The 18,999-nt window shown below is 42.7% G+C and carries 12 protein-coding genes; 7 read left to right on the forward strand and 5 right to left on the reverse strand.

Annotated elements, in window-relative coordinates; genetic code table 11:
• Positions 1-39: 39 nt before the first annotated feature.
• The gene (locus AAEY79_RS11610; protein ID WP_350587927.1) at positions 40-1,275 is read right to left on the reverse strand and encodes a cryptochrome/photolyase family protein; all 1,236 of its coding nucleotides are present in this window, start codon (positions 1,273-1,275) and stop codon (positions 40-42) included.
• A 244-nt stretch (positions 1,276-1,519) separates the two neighbouring features.
• Here AAEY79_RS11610 and AAEY79_RS11615 point away from each other — a divergent pair, with 244 nt between their 5' ends.
• Positions 1,520-2,119, forward strand: a complete 600-nt coding sequence (locus AAEY79_RS11615) for a hemerythrin domain-containing protein (protein WP_350587926.1) — start codon at positions 1,520-1,522, stop codon at positions 2,117-2,119.
• A 347-nt stretch (positions 2,120-2,466) separates the two neighbouring features.
• On the opposite strand, the gene AAEY79_RS11620 is transcribed toward AAEY79_RS11615, so the two are convergent.
• Both AAEY79_RS11620 and parC read right to left on the reverse strand, forming a co-directional pair.
• Entirely contained in the window at positions 2,467-4,674 is a 2,208-nt protein-coding gene (locus AAEY79_RS11620) for a P-loop NTPase fold protein (RefSeq protein ID WP_350587925.1), read from the reverse strand.
• A 107-nt stretch (positions 4,675-4,781) separates the two neighbouring features.
• The gene (gene parC / locus AAEY79_RS11625) at positions 4,782-7,070 is read right to left on the reverse strand and encodes a DNA topoisomerase IV subunit A (RefSeq protein WP_352288441.1); all 2,289 of its coding nucleotides are present in this window, start codon (positions 7,068-7,070) and stop codon (positions 4,782-4,784) included.
• Positions 7,071-7,435: 365 nt separating this feature from the next.
• On the opposite strand from parC, the gene AAEY79_RS11630 reads away from it, so the two are divergent.
• The 5 genes from AAEY79_RS11630 (at position 7,436) to AAEY79_RS11650 (ending at position 15,092) form a co-directional block, all read left to right on the forward strand.
• Complete coding sequence (locus tag AAEY79_RS11630; protein ID WP_352288444.1) at positions 7,436-9,250, forward strand: VWA domain-containing protein; 1,815 nt, start codon at positions 7,436-7,438, stop codon at positions 9,248-9,250.
• Between the two features lie 368 nt (positions 9,251-9,618).
• Complete coding sequence (locus AAEY79_RS11635; RefSeq protein ID WP_201565547.1) at positions 9,619-11,346, forward strand: AMP-binding protein; 1,728 nt, start codon at positions 9,619-9,621, stop codon at positions 11,344-11,346.
• Between the two features lie 430 nt (positions 11,347-11,776).
• The gene (locus AAEY79_RS11640; RefSeq protein WP_025652275.1) at positions 11,777-13,561 is read left to right on the forward strand and encodes an AMP-binding protein; all 1,785 of its coding nucleotides are present in this window, start codon (positions 11,777-11,779) and stop codon (positions 13,559-13,561) included.
• Between the two features lie 243 nt (positions 13,562-13,804).
• A complete protein-coding gene (gene rph / locus AAEY79_RS11645; protein ID WP_025652276.1) occupies positions 13,805-14,521 on the forward strand; it encodes a ribonuclease PH in 717 nt (238 codons plus the stop codon).
• Positions 14,522-14,594: 73 nt separating this feature from the next.
• Positions 14,595-15,092, forward strand: coding sequence for a hypothetical protein (locus tag AAEY79_RS11650; RefSeq protein ID WP_025652277.1), 498 nt, complete (start codon positions 14,595-14,597; stop codon positions 15,090-15,092).
• Between the two features lie 120 nt (positions 15,093-15,212).
• Here the strand turns inward: AAEY79_RS11650 and AAEY79_RS11655 are convergent, their stop codons facing one another.
• The gene (locus AAEY79_RS11655) at positions 15,213-17,348 is read right to left on the reverse strand and encodes a WG repeat-containing protein (RefSeq protein WP_352288448.1); all 2,136 of its coding nucleotides are present in this window, start codon (positions 17,346-17,348) and stop codon (positions 15,213-15,215) included.
• Between the two features lie 212 nt (positions 17,349-17,560).
• Here AAEY79_RS11655 and AAEY79_RS11660 point away from each other — a divergent pair, with 212 nt between their 5' ends.
• The gene (locus tag AAEY79_RS11660; RefSeq protein WP_352288450.1) at positions 17,561-18,370 is read left to right on the forward strand and encodes a hypothetical protein; all 810 of its coding nucleotides are present in this window, start codon (positions 17,561-17,563) and stop codon (positions 18,368-18,370) included.
• 115 nt (positions 18,371-18,485) lie between these two features.
• On the opposite strand, the gene hemJ is transcribed toward AAEY79_RS11660, so the two are convergent.
• Positions 18,486-18,920: a protoporphyrinogen oxidase HemJ gene (gene hemJ, locus AAEY79_RS11665; RefSeq protein ID WP_037025402.1), complete on the reverse strand. Its 435-nt coding sequence runs from the start codon at positions 18,918-18,920 to the stop codon at positions 18,486-18,488.
• Between the last annotated feature and the right edge of the window lie 79 nt (positions 18,921-18,999).

Consider the following 18,999-nt stretch of genomic DNA (forward strand, 5'->3'; position numbering starts at 1 on the left):
TATAACGTGGCATGATTGGTCCTTGTGCCCCCATTTGGATTATTCTTTAGGGGTGACAACTATCCTGCCATAGGGGGATAGCTCCATAAACCATTGATAAACCTCATCAGGATCAAACTCACACAGCAGCATAAAGTTGCCAAAGATCATTAGACGCTCGATATGATGCGCGTAACCTGTCTTAAGCAGCTTTTTAATCGTGGTATCAATCGGCTCAATGCCGGTATCACCGGTATAAAAGCTTGGCGGTATCTTACGTTTAAAACCCCAAAAATTACTCGTGCGCTGCTTACGTCCAATAGACTCATAGAGCCCATACATAAACTCGCGCCAGCCGATAATTTGGCGTATAAAGCCTTCTAAGGAATTAATAGGAATGTCATATGCTTCGCTAATCTCAAGCGTGCGCGTGATGACTTGTTCAGGCGTTAACAGTCCCGTATTCAGCATTGGGGTTAAAATACTATGATGCAAAACGTGCTCGTCGGCAACGATAGCGTCCTCGTATTTACCAAAGTCTTTGAAGCGTTTCGATAAAAAATTCTCTAGCCAAGCTTCGGCCTCAATATGACTAGTCGGATAGCGAAAGTCAGGATTGGCCTCACCGTAGTGCGTGCTAAAGTTGTCCTCAACATACGCTATTGCTTCTTCATAATATACGGTTAATTCAGGGAATTCGACCGCAGGCGGCGTCTGTTTACGTGGATACTTTTTGCGATTGTTTTCATCGAATGACCATTGCCCACCGATAGGTTTTTGCTCGTCATCGATAAGGATTTTTTCACGTTTTCGCGCTTGGATATAGAAGTCATGATGAAACAGTCGATTGTTTCTAAAGAAGTCACAATAGATAGGTAGCGGGTTCAAAAACATTGGCGTTGGCGAAACATCAAACTCAATATCAGCTTTTACTATGGCTTCTTGAATGTGTATCCGTAACCAGTCATCGACGACATCAATGCAGTATATTTTTGCAATGGCATCGCTATTATTAATGTCAGTATCAGGCTCATGCTTAATACTGACAAAGCTAGCAATGAGCTGGCGGCAGTCACTATGCTCATGTGATGAGTCAATATAATGTACGGTTTTGCCAGCATCTATTAGCGTTTGCTCATAAGCTTTCATACTCGCGCGATGCAGGACTAGCTTTTGCTTGTGAAAAGGAAACTGGGTAAAGTATAAATCTTCCTCAATCAGATAGCATTCCTCTTGCCAAAGCGAGGTATCAGCAAACAGTTGATGCGGGAAAATTAGGCTGATACGTTTACTCATGGCGTAAGCTTATATTCACTAAGACAAGCCATTATAAATGAGCGGTTATGAGGTTGTAATGGTGGGTTATGTTACTGGTTTCGCGCCCAAACAATGTCTTTAATACTATTGTTGCGAAGATTAGAAAAGTGTTTTGCTTGGTTGCCACTATAAAGAAGGGATAAAAAACCCCATATAGTAATTATTAAGCTAAAGAGTTAAGCCGTAAAAATTGAACGCTAACAATAAAAACGAGGACTCCCTAATGACTGATTTCGTCCAAAACAATACTAGCCAACAAGCCCTCGACGATGATTTATTCAGTCTCGCGCCAAGACATCCAGATAGCCGCTTAGAGGCAGATTGGTTGTTTTTATACAATAAGCTGCCACCTGATCAATGGTTTGCCGCCGATTATGCCTATAAAACTTCAGGTTGGCTCAAGGTACATACCAATATTCGTAAGCGCCAACGCATCCTTACGCAAATCAGCGAGGCTTATATTGATGGCGAGTATGACTGGGCAGAATACCGCTCGCAGATACTGAAACGTATCAATATGCATGTGCTTAAACTGCATCAACATCATGGCGTAGAGGATGACGGGTTTTTCCCAGAATTTGTGAGGATGTATCCGCAGCTACAGGCAGGGTTTGAGGTATTAGGTCATGACCATGAGTATCTCAATGCGCTACTGGATAAATTGCAAATTCAAAACGATGCGCTGGCGAGAAGTGAGGTAGAGGATAAAGCGCTGGCTGAAGAGCTACATAAAACGCTAGTAGCCGTGACCGATTTACTGCAGCAACATCTCACTGATGAAGAGGATTTGGTGATTCCGATTTTGGGGTTGCGGCAGGGGTAGGGGTTGGAATATATAAAACATTATTAATAGCTTCTCCCGCCTTACACTTGTATCTGCTTACCCGCGCGAGGCGAGGGCTATGGTTTGGGGTGTCTCCTGCTCTGCGAGCCACCCCAAAACCTAGCCCTCACAACTCGCCCATCTCAGCAGGATACCGCTACAGTCGGGGCTAGCGGTGAGCTTATGATTTTTTTGATAGTGGTCGTAGTTGGGGTTTTACTTGTAGGAAAATCATAAGATGAGTTAGTAGTAGGGTGCGCCACGCGCACCATTTGCGAGTGTTGGCGGTGTGCAAGGCTCACCTTATGCAAACTAAATACTAATACAAAATGTAGATTAATTATCCACTATATTACAAACTTCTTCAGATTCTCGATATAAGGGCTATTCAAATTATCTAGCTGAGTAATTTTTTTAAAAGTCTTTTTATTAAGATCTTTTCTATACCACCATACAAATTGTTGAGAAATAATTGACTCTCTATCTTCATCACGACTTTGCAATGTTGGATATTCATTTATGTTAACTACCAAGTCAGGATAGTGCCGTTCAATTGATTCAAATAAAATTGAAACATCGATAACTTTGGATAAACTTTTATAGTTAGCTTCATTAAAACCTTCTTTACCCGTAGTTCCATCTGTAAGACTCGTGAAAGTAGGAACGTAATTATTAAGGATTTTATAAACAGTTGATGGGTCGGAGCTAACTAATGACTTTACATAATCATTCAAACGGTTTTTGTCCACATATTCACTTAATATCCAGAAAATACGTGATACTAAGTCGGGGTTTTCAGAAGTGATGTCAATAGACTCAATCTCAGAAAAGATTTTGTTTCCTAGGTGTTCACCTAACTCTTTTCTTTCTTCCAAGCTAAAACAGTTAGGTTTAGGGTTTTCATTTTCGCTATGATACAGCCATCTGTATAATTCAGTTTTGTATTCAATTGTTGGGGCATTATCAAGCGCAAGTTTAGCAATTTTTATTTGTTCATTTTTATTGGTACTAATTATCATATCTGCTATTAAAACTACAGATTGAACAAGAGGATTAAAAGACAAAAAGGTTCTAGTATTAGGAATAATATCGCCAACTTGCGCTACAGATAAAATAATTGGCTGATATCTCCCACTATTCCAGTCAACTTGGCTACGTAGTTTTTGTATTACCTTTTCAGCATTCTTAGGTGTTATAAAGTCCTTAAGAGGATTATCTTGATAATTATAAGGCTCACTCCAGTTGTTTATATCCTGCAATGCCTGGGTAACTGCTATGTCAGATACATCATTAGGTGATACTGAGTAACCAAAGTATCTCGAAAAATAGTTTTTTGAACATATCCTTTGGTTGTCATTCCAAATTTTATGTGAGTCTCCTGCGTAGTGCATTCTTCCATAAACAGCTTGTAATTTAGGGAAAATACTTTTTAATAACTCTTTTAAATCTTCCTTTTTACTTGAAGCAGTTTTACTCAGCGAATTGTCAATTAATGTTTTGATAAGTTCTTTATCAGCGTCATGAAATGAGCCACTACTTGTAGAGAATGTTCCGGCAAATAGTTTTTCATTATCCCTGATAGATTCGTATAGCCTAGGATAGAAAGCTCTAACTCCTTCGATTAACATCAGGTCAACAGGATTGACCTCACCTTTCAAAATAGGCAAAGAGAACGTTAGAATATTGCCATAAAGTTTTGCTTTTCTTGGTGTAGTAATACAGCTATCAAATGCAGAAACAAAATTGCGAGCAAAATCTTGAGCCTGCTCTTCAGTTAGTTGGATATTAGCTAACTCAAGAGCTGTATACACTCCTTGAAAACAAAAACTTCTTAAAGTTTGTTTGTCAATATATGGTAAATGCAATGGCACTTGAATAATTTTTTCTAGAAACGCTTCGCCAGAGTTTCCTTGAGATGTCGAATATCTATCTTGTAAAGATGAAGCGACAATATCTTTATCAAATGCAAGAATGTAAGAGGTGTACTTAAAATCTGCGGTTAATTTTACTAGACGAAATAAAGCATGAATTTCTGTCTTATCTAACCTATCTACATCATCAATTAAGATTAATACACGCTTCTGAGACTTTTCTAAAAGTTGTTCAGTTCTACTTTTGAAAATTTCTATGTCAGGCATTGAAATGTAAGATGATACTATATCGCCTACTACTCCCATGCCAGCTGCACTAGATATAGGTTTTAGGATTTTATTGCCAATATCTTTAAGTTTATCTTCTCTAGTTTCTAGTTTGGTGTCCAAAGCATTAGCTATTTGGTTGAAAAATCCCATTAAGAGTTGGTCTTCTGTACCAAAGCGCCAAGGATTAAATTTTATACATATAACATCATCGTTTGTATTGAGAGATTGTTCAATAAAGTTGAGGACTGAGGTTTTACCATCGCCCCATCTACCATAGAGACCAATTACGATACTGCTTGGATCACGACGATTAGCAATTACTTGTGCTACTCGTTCAGAAAACTTCCAACGAGAGAATATATCTTCATCTTTAGTAGAAACTGGAGCGTCGGACGAGTAGTTTTCAGTTGTCATTTCAATCCTTAATAAACTGAGCTTAAGTCAAAATAAGCACTCTAATTCCAAACTGTGGGTTTCGCTATCGCTCCACCCACACTACTGAATTAAATTTACAACTTTACTCACCCAACCTCAACCCCAGTCACATTCTGAAAGCCTCTTGGCAACTGACCACCGCGATTACCACGCGTGCCCGTATAATTCGCCAAATCCATCGGCTTTAAAGTCACATGACGCTTACCCGCGGTAATGATTAAGCTGTCTTGCAAGCTTAGCGGCGTGATAGCTAATACCTCTTCATCGCCCTTGAGCGTGATCAGCTTATTGCCTTTACCGCGCGCTTGTTCTGGCAAATCATCCAGCGCAAAAATCAATAAATAGCCAGCATTCGTCACCACCGCGACATGATCAGGAGTGACTTTTTCTGCGTTATCTTCACTACTCGTTGTATTAGCGTCGATACGAGCTACTGGCAACAGCTGACTGTTGGCGGCCAGATTGATGATCTTTTTACCCGCCTTTTGATTGCTATCAAGATTAGCTAACGTATTGATAAAGCCATAGCCGTTAGAGCTGGCAAGGATGATACGCTTATCATCGTTACCCGTGAGTAGCTGCTCAAAGCTTGCGCCTGCGGGTGGTTTGAGTACGCTGGTCAGCGGATCGCCTTGACCACGGGCGGATGCGAGGCTATGCGCATCGATACTATAACTGCGTCCGGTACTATCGAGCACGTAGATTCTCTCATTGGATTTACCGCGCACGTGTGCTTGATAGCTATCACCTGAGCGATAGCTCATGCCAGCGGCATCGACTTCATGACCTTTGGCGGCGCGTATCCAGCCCGCTTTCGATAGGATAGCAGTGACAGGCTCACTCGGTACGAGGTCAGACTCTTTTAACGCTTGCGCTTCTTCGCGTTCCGCCAATTGCGATACGCGCTCATTGCCGTGTTCCTTCATATCGGCGGTGAGCTCATCAATCATCAGATTGGTCAAGCTGTCTGGATTGTCCAAGTACTCTTGAATGATGGCGCGTTCGGCTGCCAGCTCATCTTGCTCGCGGCGCAGCTCAATCTCTTCTAGTTTAGCGAGCTGACGCAGACGAATGTCCAAGATAGCATTGGCTTGTATCTCAGTCAGGTCATAGTCTTGCATCAATGACAATTTTGGATCGTCTTCTTCACGAATAATACGAATGACCTCATCGATATTCAGATAAGCAATCAGCAAACCTGCAAGGATATGCAAGCGCTTATCAATTTTATCGAGGCGATATTGCAAACGGCGCGTGACCACTGAGCGGCGACAGACGAGCCATTCTTCAAGGATTTCTTTGAGGTTTTTGACTTGAGGTTTACCATTTAGGCCAATCATATTCATATTGACGCGGTAATTGCTTTCAAGGTCGGTACTGGCAAATAAATGGCTCATTACTCGCTGCACGTCGACGCGGGTAGATTTTAGCTCAAGCACGATACGGCAAGCGTTTTCATGGTCTGATTCATCGTGAATATCAGTAATCCAAGGCAGCTTTTTATCCGTCATGAGCTTAGCGATTTGCTCTTGAATCTTATTGCCTGACACTTGGTAAGGAAGCGCATCGATGATGACGAGATTTTTTTCTTTTGGGTCAATATGAAAGGTGGCGCGCATTTTATAGCTGCCGCGACCAGTCTCATACATCGCCTGCAAGTCTTTTTTACTGGTAATAATTTCAGCTGGCGTTGGCAAATCAGGTGCTGGTATTGATTGGGTTAATTGCTTAACCGATAGCTCAGGATTTTTTAGCAAACGAATAGCCGCGCGTACCACTTCATTTAGGTTATGCGGCGGGATATCGGTTGCCATACCGACGGCAATACCAGTCGTGCCGTTTAATAAAATATTCGGCAGGCGGGCAGGCAGAGTGGTTGGCTCTTGCATGGTGCCATCGAAGTTATCTTGCCAATCGACCGTGCCTTGTCCGAGTTCTGCAAGCAAGGTATTGGCATAAGCAGACATTTTGGCTTCGGTATAGCGCATCGCGGCAAAGGATTTCGGATCATCTGGGCTACCCCAGTTACCTTGACCGGTGATCAGCGGATAGCGATAACTAAACGGCTGTGCCATCAGAACCATCGCCTCATAACAGGCGCTATCACCATGCGGATGGTATTTACCTAGCACATCACCGACGGTACGCGCAGACTTTTTCGCCTTCGCCGTCGATTTTAGTCCTAGCTCGCTCATGGCATAGACGATACGGCGCTGGACGGGTTTTAGACCATCGGCGATATTTGGCAGCGCGCGATCCATGATGACGTACATGGCATAGTTGAGATAGGCTTGTTCGGTGAATTCCGCCACGGAGCGGGTATCCATCACATCATCAGATAGAATCGCAGGACTGTTATCAATAATATCAGGCATAAAATAGAGTTCACTTATCAGTTTTAATAGATATAAATAATTGGTGCAAGTGTGCAAATAGGATAGTGCTATCGTAAAGGATATTGGCAAAATTAAAAAGGCATAAGTCAGAATAGACGACAGGTCGTGACGTGCTAGATAGATGTACTGATGGCACTTTGGCTGATAGCTTTTACAAAATAAGATAAGTATAGTGAATCAGACGCATATGGTTTGTCTTTTTACTAAGCGCCTGTTTCATAACGCACTATGCAATAGTGCTCAGCAATAATTATTATAAAGGCTGTAACACGGAACCGTTATCATCGAACTGTCTATCCAAGCCGTCTATCTATCCAAGCCGTCTATCATATGGAGTAGCTATTATGTCATCGTCATCTATATCACCTGCCTATTTATCACGAACGCATGCTCATTCTTTAACCAAAAATGCGCTATTAGTCAGTGCTGTCGCCAGTATGATGGGACTGACGGCGTGTAGCTCATCACAGGTAAGTAAACCGATGACAGAGACATCGAGCAGTACCGTCACGCAAGATGCAACAGCGTCAAACCAAAATATTACGTCACCTGTCATAGTGGTAGAAACATCAGCACAATCAGAGATGATAGCGCCAAGTAGTTTCTATACGAAAAGCGCCAATACTAGAATGATAAACGCTGCACCGCAGTTGAGTGTACGACCATTATCAGGAATCATTGTACAGCCAAAAGACCGTGATAATTATCAAAAAAACGACGCCAATCCGGTACACCGCACTACTGAGATGGCGGTTGCCACTCTATCCATCGATACCGATACTGGCAGCTACGCCAATGTGCGCCGCTATCTTAATGACGGGCAGCTGCCACCTGTCGATGCCGTGCGCGTAGAGGAGTTGATTAACTATTTTAATTATCAATTTGATGATGGCAAACGTATCGCCAATGCACCTTTTGTGGTCGCAACAGAAGTGGTTGATTCGCCATGGGACAAGGCCGATCAGGATAATAAAATTGTCAAAGTTGGGATTAAAGCAGTTGATAATAGCTGGTCTAATAAAAGCACCAATCAAGTTATGCCGCCCGCCAACTTAGTGTTTTTGGTCGATGTGTCAGGCTCCATGTCATCACGCGATAAACTGCCATTAGCACAGTCGTCATTGAAGTTGCTCACCGAGCAGATGCGCGCGCAAGACAGTATTAGCATTGTCACGTATTCGGGCAGTACAAGTGTGGCATTGCCTGCGACCAAGGGCAATCAAAAAGCCAAAATACTTACTGCCATAGAGAGCTTAAATGCTGCTGGCTCGACCAATGGCGAAGACGCCTTAAAACTGGCCTATAGACAAGCGCAACAAGCGCTGAAAAAAGACGGTATCAATCGTATTATCATGCTCACCGATGGCGATTTCAATGTCGGTATTAGTGACGTCGACGAGATGTTGGACTTGGTCAAAGCCAATCGTGATCGTGGTATCTCTCTATCGACTGTCGGTTTTGGTCGTGGCAATCTCAACGATTATATGATGGAGCAGATGGCGGACAACGGTAATGGTAATTACAGCTATATCGACAGTTTGACTGAAGCCAAAAAAGTCTTTGGCGATGAGCTGGCAGCGACCTTTAACACTGTTGCCAAAGACGTCAAGGTACAAGTGGAGTTCAATCCAAATGTGGTGAGCGAGTGGCGCTTGATCGGTTACGAGAACCGTGTACTGGCGGAAGAAGATTTTAATAATGACAAAGTAGATGCCGGCGAGTTGGGAGCAGGTAAGGCAGTCATTGCATTGTTTGAAGTGACATCAACTGGTGCAAAAGGATTGTTTAGCGACCGCCGTTATAGTGATAGCGATAGCAAATCTAGCGTCAAAAACAGTCAGGCACTAAATGAGCTTGGCTATCTAAAAATTCGCTATAAAGCGCCAAAAGGTGGCAGCTCTAAGCTCATTAATCAACCGATTAATAAGCGTAGCCAGTCTTTAGACAGTGCCAATGTAGATACCCAGTTTGCCATCGCCGTTGCAGGATTTGGTCAACGCTTAAGTCAGAGTGACTATATCAATGATTGGCAATATAGTGACAGCTCTAAACTGGCGACAAATACCTTTACCAAGCAACCAAATAGCGATAAAGAGGGCACGCGCCGTAACTTTGTGACCTTAACAGAACTTGCTAGTGCGCTCGACAGCAAACGCTAACGAAACGGCTATTAGGCTACGATGGCTGATATAAATGGATAAATGTTCAGTAGTTAGATATGGTAATAGTTGCTGTTAACTGCTATCAATTGTCAGGTAAGCTATTGATATAAAAAATAATATAGTGCGTCAAGGTACTTTGCGAACTCAGGTAGCAATCTTTTGTATTGAGTAGTTTGTATAAAGTGTGTATGTTAAAGAACAAAGGGCTATTTAACGCTATATTGTTTACTCATCGCCATACGCCCACTTCGTCAGCCTCGCCATCCTGAAGAGGATTTGCCTGCGCTCCGAGTTTTCGTATGTTTATCACCCTGTGATTGATATGGGTGAACGATAGCGCACTATTTACTAGGAGAGATAAGATTATGGAAAATCAAGGCAACCTCATTCGTCGTAATGACAAAGTATGGGTCAAAACTTACGAAAAACTTGGTATTCAGTATAATATTGAGATGCCACCTGCCAACACTTCTTTAATCGACATACTTGAGCAAAACTTCATCAACCATGCGGGTAGAACTGCATTTGTCTGCATGAATGTCGAGCTCTCTTACGAAGATTTAGACCGTTATAGCAAACAAATTGCCGCTTATTTGCAGTCACTTGGGCTGAAAAAAGGCGATAAAGTCGCGGTTATGATGCCAAACATCTTGCAGCTACCCGTTGCTGTATTGGGTGTATTGCGCGCTGGTATGACCTTAGTGAATGTCAATCCGCTTTATACGACAAAGGAGCTTGAACATCAGTTAGAAGACTCTGATACCAAAGCTTTGATTCTGTTAGAGAACTTTGCCAAAACCTATGAAGACATTGGCAAAAACTTGGTTGATCATGTAGTCGTGACCTCTATGGGTGATTTGATGAGTCCACTAAAAGGCCTCATTGTGAACACAGTGGTGCGTCATGTCAAAAAAATGGTACCTGCATTCCATATCAAAGGTAGCGTAAAATTCAAAAAAGCGCTAAACCGCTTCCCAGCCAAGAGCTATAAACGCCCTAATAATATTGGTCTTGACGATGTTGCGGTACTTCAGTATACCGGTGGTACTACTGGTGTTGCCAAAGGCGCGATGCTGACCCATGGCAACTTAGTCGCTAACCTGATTCAGTGTGATACTTACCTTGGCGATGCTTTTGATAAGTTTGACAAAATGAATGAGCAGCCGGTTATCATGACGGCCTTGCCGCTGTATCATATTTTTTCGTTTACCGTTTGTGGTATGTATGGGTTATATCGTGGTTGTATCGGCTCGCTGGTACCAAACCCGCGCGATGGTGCGAGCTTGATTAAGGCTTATAAAGATTATCCACCAGCATTTTTCCCTGCGGTCAACACCTTATTCAATGCCCTTGCTAGCAGCGAAGCTTTCCAAGCGTTAGACCATAGCAAGCTTGAGATGTCTATGGGCGGCGGCATGGCAGTGTTGAAGGACACGGCGGACAAATGGCAGAAGATTACTGGTAATGTGATCGTACAAGGTTATGGCTTATCAGAGACCTCTCCCGTTGCCTCAGCGAATCCGCAAGGGACAGGCGAGTTCTCAGGCAACATCGGTTTACCAATGCCAGCGACGGATATGGCCATCTTGGATGAAGAAGGTAACGAAGTGGCACTGGGTGAACGCGGCGAAATTTGTGTTCGCGGTCCGCAAGTTATGAAAGGCTACTGGAAACGCGACGATGCGACGGCCGAAGTCATGACCTCTGACGGTTATTTCCGTACTGGTGATATCGGCGTGATGGATGAAGAGGGCTACTTTAAGATTGTCGATCGCAAAAAGAATATGATTTTGGTCTCAGGCTTCAACGTGTATCCAAACGAAGTGGAAGATGTAATGTCAGGTCATCCAAAGATTTTAGAATGTGGCGTCATTGGTGTCGAGGACGAAAAAAGTGGTGAAGTACCAAAGATTTATGTCGTGCGTAGTGATAACAGCCTGACTAAAGAAGAGGTTATCGCTTATGGTAAAGAAAACTTGACCGGCTATAAGCGTCCTCGTTATGTTGAATTCATCGATGAATTACCGAAGTCGAACGTCGGTAAGATTTTGCATAAAGATCTGCGAGTGCTTGAAGAAAAAGACCATGGTTAGATGGTAAAAGGTTAGACGATAAACAGTCTATTCTAGACAGTTTGTTATCAGTTACTGTCTATGAGCACTGATAGCAATTGTTATGGTATAAGACATCGTGATTACTAAAAATGATAAGGCCGTTTATATACCGCCTTATCATTTTTTTTGTTTCTAGCCGTGTGTTTTGCCAGTATTCGTAGAGAATTATGAGTAAAACTGCTATAGTGTTTGCCGATATATTTTCTTATTTAGCGATAGAGTAGTACGGGTTTGGCGCTATAGAGCTGGCATAATTATCGTCGTAAAAACGTATTAGCGGCATAAATTTTTTGCCTGATTTGTAGTAGGCTTAATAATGAGCATCAGATTTTTTATCTATTTGAATTCATAAAAAATCTCTGTCGAGCAGATTATTCTATCTTTTTAACGGTAATATTTAGGGAAAGTTATGACGGACAATATCAATAAAGAGACAACCAACGACAATGTGGCGAAAGATACTCAGTCAGCAACCGAGACAAACACCTTTCCTACGATGCCGACGATAGCCAGCGACAGTCCTTGGCTGAATGCTTATGAGCGTTATGGTATCGATGCGACTATCGACATGCCAGATGACAGTACCTCTTTACTTGAAGTGTTCGAGCGTAACTTTAGCCGTTATGGACAAAAACCTGCCTATATCTGCATGGGTTCGTCTATTAGCTTTAAGCAATTAGACCTATACAGTCGCCAAATTGCTAGTTATTTACAGTCGTTAGGACTGGTCAAAGGCGACAAAGTGGCAGTAATGATGCCCAATGTCCTGCAATATCCGATTGTGATGCTAGGTATCATTCGGGCAGGTATGGTATTGGTCAATGTCAACCCGTTGTATACCAGCCGTGAGCTGTCGCATCAGTTGCACGACAGCGGTGCCAAAGCGTTATTCATCGTCGAAAACTTTGCCAAGACTTATGAAGAGGCGCAAGATAAAGGTCAGGTCAAGCACGTCATCGTCTGTAAGCTTGGTGATATGCTTGGCACGGTAAAAGGCACTGTGATTAATCTCGTCGCTCGCCATGTCAAAAAGATGATTCCTTCTTATAGTCTGCCAGAGAGCACCAGCTTTAAGCATGCGCTAAATGCGGTCTCAGCCAGCAAATATAAGCGCCCTGATATGAATCTAAGCGATGTGGCGTTGTTGCAATATACTGGCGGTACCACTGGGGTGGCCAAGGGTGCGATGTTGTCGCACGGCAACTTAGTCGCCAATATGCTACAGATCAGCGCCTTGATGAACAGCGCCTTTGAAGACGATGCTGAAGCGAATGATGTCATCCTGACTGCGCTACCGCTATATCATGTGTTCTCATTTATGGTGTGCGGTATGTATGGTATGTATCAAGGTTATGCGGGACTACTGATTCCTAATCCTCGCGACCTTGACGGCCTGATCAAAGAGATGGCCAAATATAAACCGTCTTTTATTCCTGCAGTCAATACCTTGTTTAATGGCTTAGTACATAAAGAAAGCTTTGCAGACTTAGATTTCTCTAACCTAAAAGCAGCTATCGGTGGCGGTATGTCTGTCTTGCCAAGCGTGGCAAAAGAGTGGCATAAAATCACTGGTTTGCCTATCGTTGAAGGTTATGGCTTATCTGAGACCTCGCCTGTGGTGGCCTTTAACCCCATGACCATCGCTGAATTCACGGGTAAAATTGGTATTCCGGCCTCTAGCACCGATGTGATTCTTATCGATGATGACGAAAAAGAAGTGTCTATTGGTGATCGTGGTGAGATTTGTGTCAAAGGTCCACAGGTAATGATTGGTTATCAAAATCGCCCAGAAGAAACCGCTGAGAGCTTTACAGCCAATGGTTACCTAAAAACAGGTGACATCGGTATCATGGACGAAAAAGGCTTTATCAAAATCGTTGATCGCAAAAAAGACATGATTTTGGTCTCTGGCTTTAACGTCTATCCGAACGAAATCGAAGAAGCCATGAGTGAGCATCCAGCAGTTGTAGAGTGCGGTGCTATTGGGGTGCCAAGTGACAAGCGCGGCGAAGAACCAAAAATATTCGTGGTCAAAAAAGGCGACGTGACCGAGCAAGAGCTGCTTGATTTTGGCAAAAAGCAATTAACTGGTTACAAGCGTCCGCGTCATGTTCAGTTCGTCGATGAATTACCAAAATCAAACGTGGGCAAAATCCTGCGTAAAGAATTGCGTAAGATGGAAGGGTTAGAATAAATGTAGCATTACAACTGACCAACGCAGCGGCGTAATGGCTTGAGCGAATCTTGCTATTGCGCCGCTGCCACGTTAGGATATCTTAAGATTTGGGTTCGCTAAGGCGTTCAGTTAGCTTCTATTCGATCATAGAATTCTATTTGACGATATAAACACAGTGCTAGATAAAGTTTGGCTAGTCAGTTGACCCTCTATTTATTATTTTTATGACATTGCTTTTATAACACCGTACTAGGGATTTTTATGCGTATTGACAATCGTGAGCTTGACCAACTTCGCTCGATCAGCTTTGAGCGCCATTATACTAAGCATGCTGAAGGGTCTGTATTAGTCAGCTTTGGCGATACTAAAGTACTGTGTACGGCTAGTGTCGAATCAGGCGTACCGCGTTGGCTCAAAGGTAAAGGTAAAGGCTGGATCACCGCAGAATATGGTATGTTGCCACGCGCGACCAATACCCGTAACCAACGTGAAGCGGCACGCGGCAAACAGTCAGGTCGTACCCAAGAAATCCAGCGTTTGATTGGTCGTAGCTTACGGGCGATGATTGACTTGAGCAAGCTGGGTGAAAATACCATTTATCTTGATTGTGACGTGCTACAAGCTGATGGCGGTACTCGTACTGCAAGTGTGACCGGTGCAGCGATTGCACTTATTGATGCGTTAGAAAGTATCCAAAAAACTAAAAAGCTAAAAGCGGATCCCCTGATTGGTTTGGTCGCGGCGGTGTCAGTTGGTATGAAAGATGGTAAAGCGTATCTAGATTTGAACTACGAAGAAGATGCTAGCTGTGATACCGATTTGAATGTGGTTATGACCCAAAAAGGCGAGTTTATCGAGTTGCAAGGAACGGCGGAAGAAAAGCCATTTACTCGTGCGCAAGCCGACGATATGCTGATTCTCGCTGAAAAAGGCATCGCTGAGCTTATTGCCATGCAAAAAACAGCCTTAGGTTGGTAACTTGCTATTAATGCTTAAGAGACTTTGATAGTCTATTTTGATTTTATCGTTATCCTATAATAGGTAGTACTGCATGCTTAAGCTGACTGATGATGGCGCCAAAATTACCTTACAGGATCAGCCACCAATGGCTGATAATGGCCTGTTTTGGTTTGGGGCCGCGTTATTGGTTGGTGCGGTTGCAGTTGCGATGGCGATGAGTCTACTCTCTGAGCGTTTGGCTATTGGTGCGCTGGCGTTGCTTATTATCGGCAGTTTTATTTTTAATAAGCAACGCCAGCAGCGTAAAAAATCCATGAGTGGCGTTATCAATAGCGGCATCTTGTGGGTGCGTGTAGGCGAATTGGTTCATGACAATCACGGTAAGCGTGCGCATATTCAACTGCTTGATGGCGATAAAGTGAATCTCATCGGCGCACAGCTACAAATTGTCGATAGTGACAATGCACGTAAGTACCATATTAGCGGCTTCGATACTGCCCAAGAAGCAACTGCTGCCAAAGCTATTTTGCAAGGTCAAGCATTGGGCAAGCGCCATGTGAATATCAAGATGGATGATGATACGCCCTAGCATTAAAAATCTAGCATGGTATTTAGACATCATAATATGTAATGACGTAACGCAATCACTTAAACCTCACCGAATATCTGAAATACTCAGCGAGTTACTTTATTTTTTGGCTTTAATTTATTAAGGTAGCTTCTCTATAAGAATAGATTCTTTCGTTTTTTTATTGAAAATGAATGTTTGCTTATCGCCTACAAAGTGTAATTCATCCTTATAGCCGTAATCGAGCGGCTCGTCTTCAAAGTCTATAGGAATGATGATTTCTCCTTTAGCGTCAATTAATCCCCATTTTTCTTCTGACTGAACGACAATGCTGTCATTATTTAATGCTGTGATTTTAGAGAACCGCTTATCAGGATGAAGGCGCTTGCCTTGAGCATCATATAGGCGCCAGTCTCCTGGGTCAGAAAACCCTACCATTGTGGTCGTCATACTATCTGTCGTTGCACTATCAAATATACTAAACTCTTTTATATCATGGTATTTGATAGGCACTATGGTCTTATTGGTGGAACTTATCATACCCCATGCGTTTGGTTTTGCCGCAAAGTAGGTCTGCGCCCCAATTTGCATCAGTCTATTGTACATGGGCGGTATAAGCACGTTGCCTTTCACATCTATCATGCCAGTCTTACCGTTTTTACTGACCCTATAGCGGTTAGGATTATTATAAGTAATCCTGTCAAAGGGTAGCGGTAAAACCTTACGACCTTGTTTATCAATAAACCAGTTTTTATTGTCTATTTTGACAACCGCAATACCGTCATGAAATGCTTGTGCACGCTTATAAATGTTTTTAATGACCAGCGTTCCAGCAGTATTTATATATCCCAATTTGCCGTCTTTTTGAACTGCTGATAGGCCATCACTAAATGGAGATATATCTTCATATACGATAGGAGTCATGAGCTGTTCTTCTTTATTAGCCAAACCTTGTAGATCATCACGTGCCACTAAAAATAGCCCATTGAGTGAGACGCCTTCATAATCATAGTCATCGGACAAATATATCTTCCCAGACGAATCAATGACTCCTTGATTATGGCCTTTTGCGATAGAGCCATAGCCATTTGCATAACAGCAAATTAGCATATCATATTCAGGGGGTATCAGGATGCTGCCGTGACGATCGATAAGCCCGTACTTGTCCTCTTTCCTGATCGTTCGAACACCTGATTCATCATCTGGATATCCCAATTTATCGTATTCTACTGCTAAAATGATTTCGCCAGCACCATTAATGAGACCGTATTTTTTGTTTTTTTCAACCACTCTCAAATCTTGTTCATCGGCGGTACTAATATCAGCGTATTCAACTGGAGCGATAAGTTGACCCGCGGAGTTGGCAAGGCCGTAAAGATTGTCGTTTTTTAATTCGTATTTTTTATCGTCAAAAACGGAGATGTTATCGTAGTTGGCTGACGATACAATCTTACCTTCGTTATTAATAAAGCCAACCTTGCCATCCTTTTTGAATGTTTCTATTCCAACCTCATCGGGATAGAAGCTAGGCAGTTGGTCAAACTCAAAGGGATGTAGAATATTGCCTTTTAAATCTAGGAGCCCCCATTTGTCCTCCTTCTTTGCTTTTAGCATCATAGGACGATGCGAAAACGTTTTAATCTCTTGATACTCAATTGGGCTCAGTAGATTTCCTAGTTCGTTGGTTAGACCATATCGGTTACCTATAGCAACTTTGCCGTAATAAGGCTCTCTACAACAAAATAAGCGGTCGTATTTTGCAGGTAAGACAATATGACCTTTTTCGTCAATTAACCCTTTTTTCTCCTGTTTTGAAATCAAGGCTCGATTGTGATTGTGGTCATTATCTAGACTGTCAACCCAATCATACTCCAAGGGCAATACGATGTTTCCAAGAGGATCAGCCACTCCATACTTTCCGTCTTGATTTAGACGAAAGTAGTGATTGTCATAGAGCGTAATGCCATCATAAACGGTCGGTAAAATCTGTTTTCCTTGTTTGTTGATGATACCTTTTTTACTGCCACTAGCCACCCCTAATAGCGTGTCATTAATATCAATAAAGTTGTCGAACGTATAATCTGTTAACAGCGCCCCTTTTTCATTGACTAAAGCCCATAAGGTGTTATCAAGCGTTGCCACCGTTAATTTATCTTCGCGTAAACAGCCTACGTAGGTAGCACCATTCACTGACGGTTTGACGCACTCTTCATTGGCATGAACCATAGAAGTGGGTATAAAAATACAAACAATAATCAGTTTTTTAATCGATAACACGCTATTTCCTAAGTTTTTTATCGTTTGGATGAATAATAACTCAACTAAATTTAAATGGTAAGGTGGTCTTAAGGTTTTCTTACAATGCATTTGGGTTTGAGAATGTATTCACAAAGCTTGCAGACGCATAGCGAAATAGTTTATAAGTAAGCCTGCAATGTTCGATTGTCATTTATGCGATGACTTATATATTATTGGCAAGGAGTTAGCCCATGTCGTGTTTGCCCATATCGTTGGTTTCAGCGTCGTGTAGCTTATTTTTATTAACTTTTGGCGCCGTCAGTCAAGCTCAGGCAGATAGTATGAGCGCACTCATTGCCCAAAAGTCCGTCCAGTCTGATTATGCTTCACCTTCATACTCTTCCGTGCCCTCTGCCAAAGTGAGCACGCGCTCTACGATTCAACGTGCTGGCAGCTATCGCTCAAGCCCTATCAATGTTCGCCCGACAACCAACACCACTTATTCAACCACGACTTATTCTAATAACACCCTTTACACCAATCCGCCAGCTGTCAATACTGCTTATCGTTATCCTGACGTACAACGTCAAACGCCTAGAGCATTACCAGAATTTTTGTCCGGTAATTATGACAATGTCGATAGTGAGTATTTACCGTTACTCAGCAGTGCTGAGATGCAAAGCAACAGGGCGGCGCGTGAGGTGGTAAGTACCGCGCGCAAAATGGCACTGAACGAGCGCGCGATTGTTCAAGGCGGCTGTTGGGATTATCTGGATGCGGTATTTAAGCGCGCAGGGGTGACTCGTGATACTGTGCATAAAGGCACTTATGGGCAAGGACCTTATGCCAATAGTAGCGAGATTGAGGTCGGTGATTGGCTCTATTATATCAATCATGGCTACAATGGCGTCGAGCATAGCGGTTTGTTCGTCGGTTGGGTCGATGAACGTGCAAAGCAAGCCTTGATACTGAGCTATGCAGGCGAAAACCGCCGTGAGCCTGCGCGCTACCGTGTGTATGATTTAAGCAATGTCTATCAAATCATGCGCCCTAGTGTGTAAGCACTAAGGTTCAAAAGGTTCTAATAAAAAACGTCCGTTACTTATTAAAGTAGCGGACGTTTTTTATTTTTAGATCGTTAGTTCTAAAGCCGGTCATCAGTCCTTTGTCTGAATGTTAGAAGGGTTTGACCACCACTAAAATGACGATAATTACTAAGGCAAAAACTGGTACTTCATTAAACCAGCGCCAAAACTTGTGTGATTTATAGTGAGGATTATCCATCAGCTTTTTGCGATAAAAACCACACGCACCGTGATAGCCAGATAGTAGTACCACTAATAACAGCTTGACGTGCAACCAGCCTTGGGTTTTATAAACATCCCAGCCAAGTCCCAACATCCATAAACCGAATACCCATGTCGCTATCATCGATGGCGTCATAATACCGCGATATAACTTGCGCTCCATAATGACAAAGCGCTCTTGGCTAATGCTATCATCGCTCATCGCATGATAAACAAACAGGCGCGGTAAATAAAATATCGCGGCAAACCAGCACACCATAGAAATAATATGTGCCGCTTTAATCCAGTTAAAATAATCTGGCATCATCCTCTCTCTTACTTATTTTAGGACACGCCCTCGTTTATTAGGGCGTTCAATAATGTTGGCAAGCTTAGCGCAGATT

Source organism: Psychrobacter sp. GW64-MNA-CIBAN-0177 (assembly GCF_040309585.1).
Classification (GTDB): Bacteria; Pseudomonadota; Gammaproteobacteria; order Pseudomonadales; family Moraxellaceae; genus Psychrobacter; species Psychrobacter okhotskensis.

What these genes read in the sequence shown, in the direction of transcription:
- hemJ (WP_037025402.1), bottom strand. Translation starts at nt 18,920, where the DNA reads ATGCCAGATTATTTTAACTGGATTAAAGCGGCACATATTATTTCTATG.
- AAEY79_RS11660 (WP_352288450.1), top strand. Translation starts at nt 17,561, where the DNA reads ATGTCGTGTTTGCCCATATCGTTGGTTTCAGCGTCGTGTAGCTTATTT.
- parC (WP_352288441.1), bottom strand. Translation starts at nt 7,070, where the DNA reads ATGCCTGATATTATTGATAACAGTCCTGCGATTCTATCTGATGATGTG.
- AAEY79_RS11650 (WP_025652277.1), top strand. Translation starts at nt 14,595, where the DNA reads ATGCTTAAGCTGACTGATGATGGCGCCAAAATTACCTTACAGGATCAG.
- AAEY79_RS11640 (WP_025652275.1), top strand. Translation starts at nt 11,777, where the DNA reads ATGACGGACAATATCAATAAAGAGACAACCAACGACAATGTGGCGAAA.
- AAEY79_RS11610 (WP_350587927.1), bottom strand. Translation starts at nt 1,275, where the DNA reads ATGAGTAAACGTATCAGCCTAATTTTCCCGCATCAACTGTTTGCTGAT.
- AAEY79_RS11615 (WP_350587926.1), top strand. Translation starts at nt 1,520, where the DNA reads ATGACTGATTTCGTCCAAAACAATACTAGCCAACAAGCCCTCGACGAT.
- AAEY79_RS11620 (WP_350587925.1), bottom strand. Translation starts at nt 4,674, where the DNA reads ATGACAACTGAAAACTACTCGTCCGACGCTCCAGTTTCTACTAAAGAT.
- AAEY79_RS11635 (WP_201565547.1), top strand. Translation starts at nt 9,619, where the DNA reads ATGGAAAATCAAGGCAACCTCATTCGTCGTAATGACAAAGTATGGGTC.
- rph (WP_025652276.1), top strand. Translation starts at nt 13,805, where the DNA reads ATGCGTATTGACAATCGTGAGCTTGACCAACTTCGCTCGATCAGCTTT.
- AAEY79_RS11630 (WP_352288444.1), top strand. Translation starts at nt 7,436, where the DNA reads ATGTCATCGTCATCTATATCACCTGCCTATTTATCACGAACGCATGCT.